13 protein-coding genes are annotated in these 14,299 nt (G+C 73.6%); 9 read left to right on the forward strand and 4 right to left on the reverse strand.

All coding sequences use genetic code 11. From position 1 onward, the window contains the following. Positions 1-30: 30 nt before the first annotated feature. From ACFV1L_RS00295 to ACFV1L_RS00320, 6 genes are all read left to right on the forward strand, one after another. Positions 31-696: a pyridoxamine 5'-phosphate oxidase family protein gene (locus ACFV1L_RS00295; RefSeq protein ID WP_380361503.1), complete on the forward strand. Its 666-nt coding sequence runs from the start codon at positions 31-33 to the stop codon at positions 694-696. Further along, the gene (locus tag ACFV1L_RS00300) at positions 690-1,337 is read left to right on the forward strand and encodes an FMN-binding negative transcriptional regulator (protein ID WP_380361504.1); all 648 of its coding nucleotides are present in this window, start codon (positions 690-692) and stop codon (positions 1,335-1,337) included. The genes ACFV1L_RS00295 and ACFV1L_RS00300 overlap by 7 nt, the downstream gene beginning before the upstream one ends. 155 nt (positions 1,338-1,492) lie before the next feature. Next, a complete protein-coding gene (locus ACFV1L_RS00305; protein WP_380361506.1) occupies positions 1,493-2,854 on the forward strand; it encodes a sugar porter family MFS transporter in 1,362 nt (453 codons plus the stop codon). 75 nt (positions 2,855-2,929) lie between these two features. Then, the gene (locus ACFV1L_RS00310; RefSeq protein ID WP_380361507.1) at positions 2,930-3,622 is read left to right on the forward strand and encodes a dienelactone hydrolase family protein; all 693 of its coding nucleotides are present in this window, start codon (positions 2,930-2,932) and stop codon (positions 3,620-3,622) included. A gap of 165 nt (positions 3,623-3,787) precedes the next feature. After that, positions 3,788-5,044, forward strand: a complete 1,257-nt coding sequence (locus ACFV1L_RS00315; protein WP_380361508.1) for an MFS transporter — start codon at positions 3,788-3,790, stop codon at positions 5,042-5,044. Positions 5,045-5,125: 81 nt separating this feature from the next. Next, positions 5,126-5,644, forward strand: coding sequence for an HAD domain-containing protein (locus ACFV1L_RS00320; protein ID WP_380361510.1), 519 nt, complete (start codon positions 5,126-5,128; stop codon positions 5,642-5,644). Between the two features lie 7 nt (positions 5,645-5,651). Here the strand turns inward: ACFV1L_RS00320 and ACFV1L_RS00325 are convergent, their stop codons facing one another. From ACFV1L_RS00325 to ACFV1L_RS00335, 3 genes are all read right to left on the reverse strand, one after another. Beyond that, on the reverse strand, positions 5,652-5,954 hold the full coding sequence (locus tag ACFV1L_RS00325; protein WP_380361511.1) for a hypothetical protein: 303 nt from the start codon (positions 5,952-5,954) through the stop codon (positions 5,652-5,654). Positions 5,955-5,997: 43 nt separating this feature from the next. After that, positions 5,998-6,786 carry a CPBP family intramembrane glutamic endopeptidase gene (locus ACFV1L_RS00330; protein WP_380361513.1) on the reverse strand — a complete coding sequence of 263 codons (789 nt, stop codon included), beginning with the start codon at positions 6,784-6,786 and terminating at the stop codon, positions 5,998-6,000. 105 nt (positions 6,787-6,891) lie between these two features. Then, positions 6,892-8,391: a glutamate--cysteine ligase gene (locus tag ACFV1L_RS00335; protein ID WP_380361515.1), complete on the reverse strand. Its 1,500-nt coding sequence runs from the start codon at positions 8,389-8,391 to the stop codon at positions 6,892-6,894. A gap of 360 nt (positions 8,392-8,751) precedes the next feature. On the opposite strand from ACFV1L_RS00335, the gene ACFV1L_RS00340 reads away from it, so the two are divergent. Together ACFV1L_RS00340 and ACFV1L_RS00345 are read left to right on the forward strand one after the other, a co-directional pair. After that, the gene (locus tag ACFV1L_RS00340) at positions 8,752-9,450 is read left to right on the forward strand and encodes a hypothetical protein (protein WP_380361517.1); all 699 of its coding nucleotides are present in this window, start codon (positions 8,752-8,754) and stop codon (positions 9,448-9,450) included. Between the two features lie 349 nt (positions 9,451-9,799). Next, on the forward strand, positions 9,800-9,991 hold the full coding sequence (locus ACFV1L_RS00345; RefSeq protein ID WP_380361518.1) for a DUF5999 family protein: 192 nt from the start codon (positions 9,800-9,802) through the stop codon (positions 9,989-9,991). A gap of 246 nt (positions 9,992-10,237) precedes the next feature. On the opposite strand, the gene ACFV1L_RS00350 is transcribed toward ACFV1L_RS00345, so the two are convergent. After that, a complete protein-coding gene (locus ACFV1L_RS00350) occupies positions 10,238-10,939 on the reverse strand; it encodes a GNAT family N-acetyltransferase (RefSeq protein ID WP_380361520.1) in 702 nt (233 codons plus the stop codon). Between the two features lie 232 nt (positions 10,940-11,171). Between ACFV1L_RS00350 and ACFV1L_RS00355 the strand changes: the two genes are divergently transcribed. Further along, a complete protein-coding gene (locus tag ACFV1L_RS00355) occupies positions 11,172-14,288 on the forward strand; it encodes a phosphocholine-specific phospholipase C (RefSeq protein ID WP_380361522.1) in 3,117 nt (1,038 codons plus the stop codon). Positions 14,289-14,299: the final 11 nt, after the last annotated feature.

Raw genomic sequence — 14,299 nt, forward strand, 5'->3', positions numbered from 1 at the left:
ACAAGTATGCACTAGTGCAGAGGGGTTGTCATGTCGGACACGCCGGCCGGCTCGTACACCAGGAACGCCCGCACCACCCCCACCCGGAACAGGGAGCGGGCCGACTGGGACCGGGACGCGGTGCACGCGATCCTGGACGCCGGCTTCCTGTGCCACCTCGGCTTCGTCCGGGACGGCGCGCCCGTGGTGCTGCCCACGCTGTACGCACGGGTCGGCGACCGGCTGTACATCCACGGCTCGACCGGCAGCCGCCCGCTGCGCGCGGCCCGCGACGAGCAGGGCCTGCCGGTGTGCGTGACGGTGACGCACCTGGACGGCCTGGTGCTGGCGAAGTCGGCGTTCCACCACTCCGTCAACTACCGATCGGTGGTGGCGCACGGCACCGCGTACCAGGTCACCGACCCGGAGGAGCTGCGCGCGGCACTGGACGCGATCGTCGAGCAGGCGGTGCCCGGGCGGTCCGCGGACTGCCGGCCGGCCGACGCGAAGGAGCTGGCGGCGACGGCGGTGATCCGGCTGGAGCTGGACCAGGTGTCGGCGAAGAGCCGAACCGGCGGCGTCAGCGACGACCCGGCGGACCTCGAACTGCCCTACTGGGCGGGCGTGGTGCCGGTCGCCCCGGCCCACGGCGCGCCGGTGGCGGCGCCGCACTCGGACGCCGCACTGCCCGGCTACCTGGCGGGGCCGGCATGCTGATCCGCGGCTGGGACCGCGGCACCGAGCCGGAGTGGCGGCAGTGGCTGGCCGCCGGGCGGGACTTCGGCACGCTCGCCGCCAACGGTCCGCAGGGCCCCGTCCTGGTGCCGACCCACTTCCTGCTGGACGCCGACGCGGGCGAGGTCCTGCTGCACCTGGCCGCCCCCAACCCGCTGTTCGCGGCGGTGCTGGCCGACCCGCACGTGACGCTGGCGGTCACCGACGACTACGCGTTCGCGCCGGGCCGCTGGCGGGACGCGCCGTACACGCCGACCAGCTACTACGCCTCGGTGCAGTTCTCCTGCACCGCCGAGGTGGTGGACGATCCGCAGGGCAAGGCGGAGATCCTCAACCGGCAGCTGGCGCACTTCCAGCCGGAGTGGCCCGAGGACCGGGTGGCGGTCGGCGCGGCGCCGTACGGGCCGCTGCTGACCGGCCTGCGCGGGCTTCGGCTGACGGTCCGCCGGGTGCGGGCGAAGTTCAAGTACGACGACAAGAAACCGGTGGAGCTGCAGGGCGAGATCGCCGGGCGGCTGGCCGAGCGGCACGCGGCGACCGGCAACCCGCAGGACGCGGCGGCCCGGGCGCAGCTGCTGCGGCGGCGCTCGCGGCGGCCGGCCCTCACGGAGCGGTCGGACTGACGGGTCGTCGGTTTCTGGGCGTGTCGAAGCCGCCCGGCGGGGTAGCCGCTGGTCGAATTACCTCCGGATATGTCCGTCCGTGACCGGACGGACCGTCACGTAGGGAGAGACCACTGGCTACCCACTCCTCCGTCCGGGACGAGCACCTCGGCCATGTGGTGTTCATCTCCGCGGCCGCCGCGATGGGCGGATTCCTGTTCGGCTACGACAGCGCGGTGATCAACGGCGCGGTCACCGGCATCCAGAAGCACTTCGGCGTCGGCAACGGCGAGACCGCGTTCGTGGTGGCGATCGCGCTGCTCGGCTCGGCGGCCGGTGCGGTGATCGCCGGCTGGCTCGCCGACCACCTGGGCCGGGTGCGGACGATGCTGCTGGCGGCCGCGCTGTTCGCGGTCAGCGGCATCGGGTCGATGTTCCCGCCGAGCATCCAGGTGCTCGGGGTGTGGCGCGTGCTGGGCGGCATCGCGATCGGCATCGCCTCGGTGATCGCCCCGACGTACATCGCGGAGGTCGCGCCGACCGCGTACCGGGGCCGGCTGGCCTCGTTCCAGCAGATGGCGATCGTGCTGGGCATCACCGTCTCGCAGTTGGCCAACTGGGCGCTGAACCAGGCGGCGGGCGGCGAGTCGACCAACCACCTGGCCGGCATCCAGGCCTGGCAGTGGATGCTCGGCGTGGAGGCGGTGCCCGCGCTGGTGTACGGGCTGATGGCGCTGGCCATTCCTGAGTCGCCGCGCTACCTGATCGCCGACCGGCGCGAGGAACAGGCCCGCAAGGTGCTGGTCGAGGTGGAGGGCGCGGGCGTCGACCTGGACGCCCGGGTCGCGGAGATCCGCCGGGTGCTGAACACCCGTCACAAGCCGCGCCTGAAGGACCTGCTGGGCGGTCGGTTCGGGCTGCTGCCGATCGTCTGGATCGGCATCGGCGCGTCGGTGTTCCAGCAGTTCGTCGGCATCAACGTGATCTTCTACTACTCGTCGTTCCTGTGGCAGTCGGTCGGCATCAAGGAGTCCGACTCGCTGCTGATCTCGCTGTCCACCTCGATCGTCAACGTCATCGGCACCGTGGTGGCGATGGTGCTGGTGGACCGGATCGGCCGCAAGCCGCTGGCGCTGGCCGGCTCGATCGGCATGGCGATCTCGCTGGCGCTGGCCGCCTGGGCGTTCTCCTACCGGCACGGCACCGGCGACACCGCGACGCTGGACAACGCCCACGCCACGGTCGCGCTGGTCGCCGCGCACGTCTTCGTGTTCTGCTTCGCGTTCTCCTGGGGCGTGGTGGTGTGGGTGCTGCTCGGCGAGATGTTCCCGAACGCGATCCGGGCGCTGGCCCTGTCGGTCGCCGCGTCCGCGCAGTGGATCGCCAACTGGGCGATCACCGTCACCTTCCCGAACCTGGCGGACTGGAACCTGTCCGCCACGTACGTGATCTACGCCTGCTTCGCGCTGCTGTCGATCCCGTTCGTGGCGTTCTGCATCAAGGAGACCAAGGGCAAGGCGCTGGAGGAGATGGGCTGAGGGCCCCGAGCGTTCCCGACCCACCGCTGCCCCCGCCGCGAGCTGCCCGCGCGCGGCCACCCCGACGGAGAGGCCATGGGCACTGCCCGCCAGAACCTCAGCTTCGCCGGCCCCGGCCGGATCCTGCACGGCTACCTGGCGGTGCCGCCCGCCGGGGTCGGTCCCGGCGTCCTGGTGATCCAGGAGTGGTGGGGGCTGACCCGGCACATCGCCGACCTCACCGACCGGCTCGCCGAGGAGGGGTTCGTCGCGCTCGCCCCGGACCTGTACGGCGGGACCGTCACCCACGACCGGGCGGAGGCCGCCCGGATGAAGCGCGAACTGCCCGCCGAGCTGGCCGCGCAGGAGCTGTCCGCCGCCGTCGTGCGGCTGCTGCACCACCCGGCGGTGGTCGGCGACGCGATCGGCGTGGTCGGCCTGTGCATGGGCGGCGGCCTGGCGCTGCAACTGGCCGCTCGGGAGGGCGACCGGGTCGCCGCGGTCGTCCCGTTCTACGGCCTGCCGGGCGACCCGGACTACGACTACCGCGGCCTGACCGCGCACGTCCTGGGCCACTTCGGCGAGCAGGACGCCTCGCTGCCGGCGGCGGTGGTCGACGAGGCGGCGATCCGGATCGGCGAGGCGACCGGCCGCCGCCCGGAGATCCACTTCTACCCGGCCGGGCACGCCTTCATGAACGACGAGAAGACCCCCAGCAGCTACGACCCGCTGCAGGCCGGCATCGCCTGGCGCCGCACCCTCAGCTTCCTCCGGGGCCACCTCGGCTGACGCCCCGTCGGAGGCGGATGCCGCGTCCTGGCGGAGGGGGCGCTGCGCGGTGTCGCCCGGGTGCCGGGGCGGTTCGTGGACGAGGCGCCGACGGGTCTGCCGACGGGGGCCCGGAATCCCTGAAACCCCTTTACAGAACGGCTGCTGACGGTCCATCGTCAGGCAGTGCGAATAACGTTTCCGGCATGGGCCGGCCGCAACTATCGGATCCAGACCGCCTCCACCGTGGTCAGCGCACTGGGCAACGCCGGAGCGCCGATCGCCACCGCGTTCGCCGTCCTCGAGGCGGGTTGGCACACCACCGAGGTCGGCTACGTCACGGCGGCCCGGACGGTGCCGCTGGTGGTGCTGATGCTGATCGGCGGAGCGGTCGCCGACCGGTGGCCGCGGCACGTGGTGATGGTCAGCGCCAACGTCTTCAACGCGGTGTCGCAGGCGGTCCTGGCCGCGCTGGTGCTGATCGGGCACCCGCCGCTGTGGGCGCTGCTGGTGCTGTCCGCGGCGGGCGGCGCCGGGCAGGCGTTCTACACCCCGGCCGCCGAGGGCGTCATCCTCCAGGCGGTGCCGGCCGAGCACTCCTCGAAGGCGATCTCGGTCTTCAAGATGGGCCTGAACGGTTCGCAGATCGCCGGTGCGGCGCTCGGCGGCATGCTGGTCGCGGTGGCCGGCCCCGGCTGGGTGCTGGCCCTGGACGCCGGGTGCTTCGCGGTGGCCGCGCTGATGCGCACCGGCCTCGTCCAGGTCGGCGGGCGGAAGTCCTCCGGGGAGAGCCTGGTCCACGAACTGCGGGTCGGCTGGCGGGAGTTCATCTCCCGCCGCTGGCTGTGGGCGATCGTCGTGCAGTTCTCCCTGATGAACGCCTGCGTGCTCGCCGTGGAGGCGGTGTACGGCCCGGTCGTCGCCAAGCAGCGGATGGGCGGCGCCGGCGCGTGGGGCACCGCGATGGCCGCGCTCAGCATCGGCATGGTGGTCAGCGCCGCGCTGATGGCCCGCTGGCAGCCGCGCCGGGTGCTGCTGGTCGGCAACGGCGGCGTGTTCCTGTTCGGCCTGCCCGCGCTCACCCTGGCGCTCCGGCTGCCGCTGCCGGCCGTGGTGGTGGCGATGTTCCTGTCCGGCGTCGGCGTCACCGTGTTCGTGGTCGGCTGGCTGGTGACGCTCCGCCAGGAGATCCCGGAGGAGCTGCTGTCGCGGATCTCCGCGTACGACGGCTTCGGCTCCTTCGCGCTGATGCCGGCCGGCACCGCGCTGGCCGGGCCGGTGGCCGACGCGCTGGGCCTGTCCGGTGCGCTGTGGGCCTGCGCGCTGACCTGTCTCGGCCTGGCCGCGGCGGTGCTCCTGGTGCCGGAGGTGCGGCAGTTGGAGCGCAAGGTCCCCGAGGCGCGCTCCAGGGCTGCGGAACCGGAACCGGCCACTTCCGGGTGACAGCCGCTGCCGGTCTGCAACCCCGGGCAGCCGGAAGTCGTCCGACTCGGTAACTGGCCGCGACCCGGGGGAGGAAACCGAATGGGCAAGCCACTGCTGTACCTCGACGTCGACGGGGTGCTGAACCCGGTGTTCCCGCACCCCGACGGCGATTTCGACTCGCACACCCTGCTCGGCTACTCGGTGCTGCTCTCGCCGCGCCACGGCGACTGGCTGCGCGAGCTCGCCGAGCAGTACGAACTGGTCTGGGCGACCACCTGGGAGTCCGAGGCCAACCGGCACATCGCCCCGCTGCTGGGCCTGCCGGAGCTGCCGGTGGTCGAGTTCAGCGGCTTCGTGCCGCAGCCGGGCGACCCGCGGGTGCCGCTGATGGAGCTGTTCTCCGCCCGCAAGTGGGCGCCGATCCTGCGGCACGCCCAGGGCCGCCCGTTCGCCTGGGTCGACGACTGCATCCCGCCGCGCCTGGTGCGCCGCACCGTGCTGCGCCCGGACCGGCTGCTGCTGCCGATCGACCCCGCGCAGGGCCTGCAGCGCGAGCACGTGGACCGGCTGCTGCGCCGCCCGCCGTCGCGGGCCTGGCCGAACCCGTGGGCCTGCTGACGGCCCGTCAGCCCCTTGGGGCCGCCGGGTCGGCCACCTCGACCCAGACCTTCTCCCAGCGGGCGGTCCGGTCGTGGCCGAAGCTGTCGCCCTGGCGCAGCACCCGCAGCACCGCCAGCGTCTGCGTGCCGTCGGCGCGCTCGGCGACCCGGACGCTGACCCTGGTCCCGCCGGTGCGGGTGCGGTCGACCACCGGCGGGTGCCCGGTGAGTTTGTGCAGGGCGTCCGCGATCCGGCGGGCCCGCGCCCGGTCGCCGTGCCAGCTCTGCTGCCCGCCCATGCCGCTCCCCTGCCCGCTCGCGCTCTCCACCGGCCGTCACCCTACCGGCAGCTGACCGCCCGTCAGGACTGCCTCAGGACGGCAGCCAGCTGACGTGCCCGGCGAGCAGGGCGTAGCCGACGAAGGCGACGGTGTCGATCAGGGCGTGCGCGGCGACCAGCGGGCCGACCCGGCGCCAGCGGCGGTACAGCAGGCAGAAGACCACGCCCATCACCATGTTGCCGACCAGTCCGCCGATGCCCTGGTACAGGTGGTAGGAGCCGCGCAGCACGGAGCTGGCGGTGATGATCGCGGGCCAGGTCCAGCCTATCTGGTGCAGTCGGCGCACCAGGTAGCCGACCACCACGACCTCCTCCAGGATCGCGTTCTGCCAGGCGGAGGCGATCAGGACCGGGATCCGCCACCACACCTCGGGCAGGCCGGAGGGGGCGACGGTCAGGTTGAAGCCGGCCGCCTGCGCGGCCAGGTAGAGGGCGAGCCCGGAGCCGCCGATGGCGGCGGCGAGCAGCGTGCCGCGGCCGAGGTCGGAGAGCTTGTGGCGCAGGTCGAAGCCGAGGGTGCGCAGCGAAGCGCCCTCGCGGACCAGCAGGTAGCCGACCAGCACGACGGGCATCAGGCCGCGCGCGACGTAGTACAGCTGCCAGGCGAGGTCGAGCCAGGGGCGGCCGGGCGCCCGGGAGGCGTTGAGCGTGGCGACCTGGTGCCCCAGGGCGACGGGCTCGGTGAGCGAGCCGACGAAGCTGATCAGTGCGGAGACGCCGCTGGCGCCGAGCGAGAGTCCGAGGACGATCAGCAGTTCGGCGGCGAGCAGCCGGCGCGAGGGGGTCTTGGTGGTGGCGGGCTCGGCCGAGGCGGTGGTCACTGGTCTCCCCGAGGGCGGATGCGGCCCGGAGCTCGATGCCGTCTCCGGGCCGATCATCCTTTCACAGGAAGATGAGGCGTTCCTGGACTCGCGGGCGCCGGAATGTCAGTCCACCGGCCAGGTGTGCACGGGTTCGCCCGTGCGCATGTACTCGATGTAGCGGCGGGTCATCTCGGCGATCGCGGCGTTCGGCGCGAGGTGGTGGCGTTCGCGCAGCCGGTGCACGACCGCGGCCTGCCAGGAGGCGCCGTTGGTGCGGCGCAGGCAGCGCTGCTCGATGATGCCGAGGTAGCGGTCCCGGTCGCGGGCGGCGATGCCCCAGCGGTCCAGGCCCTGGTGGGCGAGCGGCAGCAGCTCGTTCAGCACCAGGTCGGTGGCGGGCAGTTCGACCAGGCCGCGGGCGCCGCGCCCCGAGCGCGGCCACCACTGGACGGCGTCGATGCCGTGGCGGGCGCCGTTGCGGAAGTTCTCGTCGGCCTTCTCGAACGGCAGCCTGGTCCAGATCGGGCGGGGCTGTTCGGCCAGCACCCGGACCAGGCCGTAGTAGAAGGCGGAGTTGGCGAGGATGTCGGCGACGGTCGGGCCGGCGGGCAGGCAGCGGTTCTCCACCCGCAGGTGGGCGACGCCGTCGGCGACGTCGTAGACGGGGCGGTTCCAGCGGTAGATGGTGCCGTTGTGCAGCCGCATCTCGCCGAGCCGGGGGGCGCCGCCGGAGGCCAGCACCTTGACCGGGTCCTCGTCGTCGCAGATCGGCAGCAGCGCCGGGAAGTACCGCAGGTTCTCCTCGAACAGGTCGTAGGCGGAGTCGACCCAGCGTTCGCCGAACCAGGTGATGGGGCGCACGCCCTGGGCCTTGAGCTCGGCCGTGCGGGTGTCGCAGGCCTGCTGGAACAGCACCGGGCGGGTCTCCCGCCACAGCTCGCGGCCGAACAGGAACGGCGAGTTCGCGCCGAGGGCCAGCTGCACGCCGCAGAACGACTGGGCGGCGTTCCACACCGAGGCGAACCGGGCGGGGGTGACCTGCAGGTGCAGTTGCAGGGAGGTGGCGGCGGCCTCGGCGACCATCGAGACGGAGTCGATGGTGAGCCGCTCCACGCCCTCGATGTCGAGCGCGATGTCCTCGCCGCGGGCGGCCAGGATCTGGTCGCTGAGCAGGGTGTAGCGGTCGTTGCTGGACATCGCCTCCAGCCCGGCGTGCTCCAGGTCCAGGGTGGGCAGGATGCCGACCATCACGATCCGTCCGCCGACCTGCTCGGCCCGCCGCTCGGCGTAGCGCAGGGCGGTGTCGAGCTCCTCGCGCAGGTCCTCGAAGACGTGCCCGCCCAGGCGCCGGGCGGCAATGTTCAGCTCGATGTTGAAGCGGGCGAGCTCGGTCTGGAAGTCGGTCGAGGAGATCGAGTCCAGCACCTGTTCGTTGCCGAGCATGGGCACGCCCTGCTCGTCGACCAGGTTGAGTTCGATCTCCAGGCCCATCATGGCTTTCGGGCGGTCGAACCGCTCCTCCCTGAGCATCCGCCCCAGCACGTCCAGACAGGACTGGAGCTTGCGGCGGTACAGCTGCCGGTCGGCCAGCTCCGCCCGGGTCGCGACGACTTTCTCGCCCACGGGTGCCTTCCCTCCTCTCGGTCGACAGTGCCTGTGCATTCTGCCCAGCGCGAAGATTTCTAGCCCACGATGTGAACACCCGAACGAGACAGGCTTTCTGACGGTCAGTCAGTTCGGACCGACTTGCGTCGCGACACGGAACGTGATATGAAGGTCACCCTGCGCACTTGTTCGAATAGCATTCGCACGCCGCTCAGGCCAGGTCAGGGCCGTCCGAGGAACCCCCACCGTCGAGGGCCTCGTCGACGACCCGCCCACCCCCTCGGCGATCTTGCCCAACCGGACACGGCCAGACCCCTCATGTCGATGCCATGCCGGTATGCCGCAGTACGCCGATCTCGCACGGAGAGGCGACTCACCATGACGTTGCACCTGTCCCAGCCCCCGGCCGGCGCCCTCAACGCCGTGCGCTCGGCACTCGCGCCCGGGGCGGCCCTCCCGCCGTCCGCGGCCGCCGTGCTGCGCCATAGCGCCGGCCGCCCGGAGCCGCTGCTCGCCCTCCCGGTGCACACCCTGCGCGGGCCCGCACCCCGGCTGGCGGAGGCGGACTGCACCGGCTGGCGGTTCCTGCTGCGCGCCGCCCACCCGCCCGCGGCCGGCCCGCAGTGCCCGCACGAGTCCTGCGACGCGGCGGCCGCGGCGGACGCCCGGCCCGGGCAGCACCGGCCGGAGCAGCACCGCCCGCTGACGACCGGCGAGTTCACCGAGGACGGGCTGGAACAGGTGGTGGCCGCCGCCGAGGTCGCCGCCGGCGCGGACGGGCCGGTGTTCTCGCACCTGAGCGCCGGGCCGTTCCTGGACTCCACGGTGCGGGCGCTGCGGCAGGCCTGGCAGCTGGTGCACCTCTCCCCCGCCCGGTACGAGCCGCGGCTGCTGCCGCTGCCCGAGCACTACGCGTCCGCGCTGTGGCTGCACGGCGAACTGCCCGGGGAGGACCTGCTGATCCCGCTGGCGCCGGCCCCGCTGGGGGTGGCGGCCCATCAGGTGCTGCCCGCCGCGGAGCTGCTGGCCCGGCTGGCGAACGCCCCGGCGGCCCGGCCGACCGCGCTGATCGGCTGACGTCGCCGCCGGCCGACCGCGCCGATCGGCCGACGCCTCCTCCGTACCACCCGGACGGGCCATGCCCGACTGGTCCGCCCGGATCGGTCGGGCATGGCCCGTCCGTGCGCGGATCGGGCGCCGGGCCGCCCGGGAGGGTGATCTCGCCCGATCTTCTGTGGCGCATGTCACCAAATGCCTGCGCGAGCGCCCGAGGAGTCGGACACTGGTGTCGGTCGGGGAGGGGACCACACCTCCTACCCGGCTGACGCCGTTTCACACCTGAGGCGGCGAGAAAGTCCGTCGGCAGGCCGGCGCCCCGGGGGTGGCCGTACGGCGGCGCGAATTCCGAGCGAAGCGAGGTACAACGATGTGCCAGCACCGAACCGACTGCCCGTCCGCCGAGTCTCCGGACCGTGAGGCGGCCGAGCCGGTCGCCCGCCACCCCGAGCAGGGCTGGAGCCTGCTGTGCAACGGGGTGCTGCTGTTCGACGACACCGGCGAGCTGCTGCCGGACGGTCGCGTGATCGCCCCGCGCCGGAGCCTGCTGATCGCCGCCTGACCCGGCCGCGATCCCCCACCGATCACCGCCCGCCCGCCCGGAGTGCGCCCTCCCGGCGGGCGTCGGCGTTCCCGGGCATCCCGCGCTCCCGGGCATCCCGCCGACCGGCCGCCTGCGCCGCCCCGGCAGCGGACGACCCGCCAGCAGCCGGCCGGGCCACCTTGCGCGGACGGCCCGTCAGGAGCCGGCCGGGCCACCTTGCGCGGACGGCCCGTCAGGAGCCGGCGGCTGTGCGCGGACGGCCCGTCAGGAGCCGCCGACCGGGAACTCGCCCGGCGTGGACGGGTCGTACCAGAGGCTGAGCATCGGGGCGTGCCACTGCCAGCCGAGGGCGGTGTAGAGGGCGCGGCCCTCGGTGGTGCCGACCAGCAGGCCGGTGCGCGCGCCGGCCGCGTGCGCCTCGCTCTGCAGGGTGCGCATCAGCAGTGAGCCGAGGCCGCGGCGGCGGTGCTGGGGGGCGGTCTCGATCTGGTCGGCGACGGCGAGCAGCGGCGCGCCGGTGCCGAGTGCGTCGGCCGGGCCGAGGCCGATCTGCCCGCCGGCCGCGTACTCCCCGTCGGCGGTGCGGACCAGGCCGTGGATCACGCCGCCCCGGCTCCAGGTGGTGATCCGGTAGCCGGCCGGGACGGGCGGGGCGTCCGGGTGCAGCTGACGGGTCATCAGGTGTCCCGGGGCGTCCAGGTGCCAGCCGGGGCCGATCCACGGCAGGGCGTGCTCGTCGACGTCGAACAGCTTGAGCCACGTCCACGGGACGGTGGTGCCCTCGGTGAGTTTGCGGACGTCCGCTTCGGCGGGGGCGGGCAGGACGTGGCGCCAGGGGTGGCGCTCCCGGCCGACGTCGATGGTCCAGCCCCACGGCTCGGGGCGGGGGTCGGCGGCGCCGCGGGAGACCGTCCAGCCGCTGATCCAGGCCCGGACGAGGGCGGGGACGGTCGGGTCGTCGGGCATGGGCGCGCTCCACATTAGGTAAGGGTCCAATGTCGCTTATGGATATTACCTTCCGTCGGCGCGGGACGTCACGGGATTTCCGGCCCGGGCCGGTCCGGGCGAGATGTCTGTACAGGTTGCCGAGCGCGTCATCCGCCCGTCATCCGCCGCACCGGTCCAGTCCACCTGCGCCGCCTACGAATGGTCGCGGCCGGGCGGAGCGAAGCCCGGCACCGTGCCCGAGGAGCCCCCGATGAGTCCCGAACTGTCGCGCCGTACCCTGCTGGGCGGCGCCGCCGCCGCGGCCGTGCTGTCCGCGCTGCCGCTGAGCGTCCGTCAGGCGCTGGCCGCCCCCGCCCGCCCGGGAAGGCTGGAGGACATCCAGCACGTGGTGGTCTTCATGCAGGAGAACCGGGCGTTCGACCACTACTTCGGCACCCTGCCCGGCGTGCGCGGCTTCGGCGACCGCGCGGCCGTGCGCGGGGTCAACGGCCGCTCGGTCTTCCACCAGCCCGACCCGTCCCGGGCCGAGGGCTACCTGCTGCCGTACCCGATGAACGCCGCCCACACCAGCGCGTACCAGCAGGGCGCACCGGCGTTCGGCTTCGTCGACTCGATGAACGCCTGGAACGAGGGCCGGGCCGACGGCTCGGTGACCCGGCGCTCGTCCGGCTGGCTCGGCCAGGGCTACTACGAGAGCGCCGACATGCCCTTCTACCACGCGCTGGCCTCGGTGTTCACCACCTGCGACGCGTACTACGCCTCGGTGCAGTGCAACACCAACACCAACCGCGAGCACCTGATGACCGGCACCAGCGGCGGCACCGTCCGCGACACCCCGGTGACCGACAACTCCGAGCCCGCCGCCGGGTTCGAGTGGACCACCTACGCGGAGCGGCTGGAGCGGGCCGGCGTCAGCTGGCGGACCTACCAGGCGCTCGACAACTTCGACGACAACGCGTTGGCCTGGTTCACGAACTTCCACCACGCGAAGCCGGGTTCGCCGCTGTACGAGCGCGGCCTGCGGCAGGTCGGCGACCCGGCGAAGAAGGACGACCCGTTCGCGATGGGCGACGCCCTGGTGGACGCGTTCGCCGCCGACGTGCAGGCCGACCGGCTGCCGCAGGTGTCCTGGCTGATCGCGCCCGCCGCGCTGTCCGAGCACGCCAACTACGCGCCGCCGAACGGCGAGCACCTGACGGCCCGGCTGCTCGCGGCGCTCGCCGCCAAGCCCGAGGTCTGGGCGAAGACCGTGTTCATCCTCAACTACGACGAGCACGGCGGCTTCTTCGACCACCAGCTGCCGCCCGTCCCGCCGCTGGCCGCCGGGCGCGGCGCGTCCACCGTCCCGGTGGACGGCGAGGTGGTGGTGCGGGTGTCCAAGGACGGCTCGACCTACCACCGGGTGGTCGGGCAGGACGGCCGGTACCGGGTCCGGAACGCGGACGGCAGCCTGGGCTGGTCGGCCGCGCTGCCCGCCGGGGAGACCCTGGTGGCCGGGCCGTTCCCGATGGGCCTGGGCGTGCGGGTGCCGATGGTGGTGGTCTCGCCGTGGACCCGCGGCGGCGTGGTCGACTCCACGGTCTACGACCACACCTCGGTGATCCGGCTGCTGGAGAAGCGCTTCGGCGTCGCCGAGCCGAACATCTCGCCGTGGCGGCGGGCGATCACCGGCGACCTCACCAACCTGTTCGACTTCTCCGGCCAGGACCCGGTGTGGCCCGCGCTGCCCGACACCTCCGGCAACCGGCAGAAGGTCACCGACACCGGCAAGCTGCCCGCGCCGACCGTCCCCAGGCCGCAGGCCTTCCCGCAGCAGCCGCGCGGCACCCGCACCGCCCGGCCGGTCCCCTACCACCTTCAGGTCAAGGCCCGGGTCCGCAAGGGCGTGCTCACCCTGGACCTCGCCAACCCCGGTCGGCAGGGCGCGGTGATCGCCGCCTACCCGGAGCCGGGCGCCGCGCCACGGCACTACACGGTGGGCGTCAAGGACAGGCTCTCCGACAGCTGGCAGGTCGGCGCGGACGGCTACGACCTGCGCCTGCACGGCCCGAACGGCGCGCTCTGGCACCTGCGCGGCGACGCGGCCGGCTCCTACGAGGCGTCCGTCTCCGAGGACGGCGGCGGCCGGCAGCTGGCCGTCGAGGTCGCCAACCGGACCGACGTCAGCCGGGTGGTGACCATCGGCGACCTCGCCTACGGCGGCGGCCGGCGCGAGGTCCGGCTCGGCGCGGGCGAGTCCGCGGTGGTCAACCTGCCGGTGGGCAAGGAGGGGTGGTACGACGTGGTGGTCACCGCCCGGGACGACGCCCGGTACCGGTTCCGCCGGGCCGGCCGGCTGCCCGACCAGGCCGTCGGCGTCACCGACCCGGCGATCGGCCTGGCCGACCCGCTGACCCTGGACGTGTCGCTCGGCTCCGCGTCCACCACCATCGACGAGCCGCTGCTGCTGCCCGGCCGGCCGGCCCGGCTGAAGGCCCGGTTCACCGCCACCGCCGAGGTCACCGCGCTGGAGGCCCGGCCGCTGCTGCCGGCCGGCTGGCCCGCGCCGACCGTGGTGACCGCGCCGCCGTCGAACCTGACCGCCGGTCAGGTCGCCGACGCCGAATGGGAGGTGCTGCCGCCCGCGACGCTCGCCCCGACCGCGACCGGCCGCCTGCTGGTCACCGCGCGCGCCACCGCCGGCGAGCGGTACGCGGTCGCCGACGGCGAGGTGACGGCGCGCACCGCCCCGTCGATGGCCGGGTACCTGCTCGGCGAGGACTTCGAGTCGCTGGCCCCGCAACTCGCCGCCGTCTCGGGCGTGCTCGGCTGGACCGCGAAGGCCCCGGCCGGCTGGTCCGTGGTCAACGCGCCCGGCATGCCGCAGGGCACCGCCCGGCTGCAGGGCTGGACCTTCCACACCAAGCGCGAGTGGTCCGCCCCGGCCGGCCAGGACCGCGGCAACTTCACCCGCGGCCTCGGCATCCTCGCGGTCGCGGACCCCGACGACTGGGACGACACCGGATCCCCGTCCGCCAAGGGCAGGTTCGACTCCACCCTGGTCTCCCCCGCCGTCCCCGTCCCGGCCGGCGCCACCACCCTGCACCTCGGCTTCGACTCCCACTACCGGCAGGAGGCCCCCCAGAAGGCGACCGTCACCGCGGTCTTCGACACCGGCCTGCGGACCCGCCTGCTCGCCTACAGCAGCGACGCCACCGGCAACGACAACGCCGGCAAGGACGTCCAGAACACCTTCGTCGCCCGGCAGTTCGCCGTCCCCGCGGGCGCGAAGTCGGTGACCCTCGAGTTCCGCATGTACGACGCGGGCAACAACTGGTACTGGGCCGTCGACCACATCCGCCTGGACGTCCGCCCGATCACCGGCTGACCCCACCCCCG

The sequence above is a fragment of the Kitasatospora sp. NPDC059646 genome, from assembly GCF_042734615.1.
Classification (GTDB): Bacteria; Actinomycetota; Actinomycetes; order Streptomycetales; family Streptomycetaceae; genus Kitasatospora.

Coding starts and splice junctions, on each gene's coding strand:
- ACFV1L_RS00295 (WP_380361503.1), top strand. CDS start 31: ATGTCGGACACGCCGGCCGGCTCGTACACCAGGAACGCCCGCACCACC.
- ACFV1L_RS00300 (WP_380361504.1), top strand. CDS start 690: ATGCTGATCCGCGGCTGGGACCGCGGCACCGAGCCGGAGTGGCGGCAG.
- ACFV1L_RS00310 (WP_380361507.1), top strand. CDS start 2,930: ATGGGCACTGCCCGCCAGAACCTCAGCTTCGCCGGCCCCGGCCGGATC.
- ACFV1L_RS00320 (WP_380361510.1), top strand. CDS start 5,126: ATGGGCAAGCCACTGCTGTACCTCGACGTCGACGGGGTGCTGAACCCG.
- ACFV1L_RS00340 (WP_380361517.1), top strand. CDS start 8,752: ATGACGTTGCACCTGTCCCAGCCCCCGGCCGGCGCCCTCAACGCCGTG.
- ACFV1L_RS00345 (WP_380361518.1), top strand. CDS start 9,800: ATGTGCCAGCACCGAACCGACTGCCCGTCCGCCGAGTCTCCGGACCGT.
- ACFV1L_RS00350 (WP_380361520.1), bottom strand. CDS start 10,939: ATGCCCGACGACCCGACCGTCCCCGCCCTCGTCCGGGCCTGGATCAGC.
- ACFV1L_RS00355 (WP_380361522.1), top strand. CDS start 11,172: ATGAGTCCCGAACTGTCGCGCCGTACCCTGCTGGGCGGCGCCGCCGCC.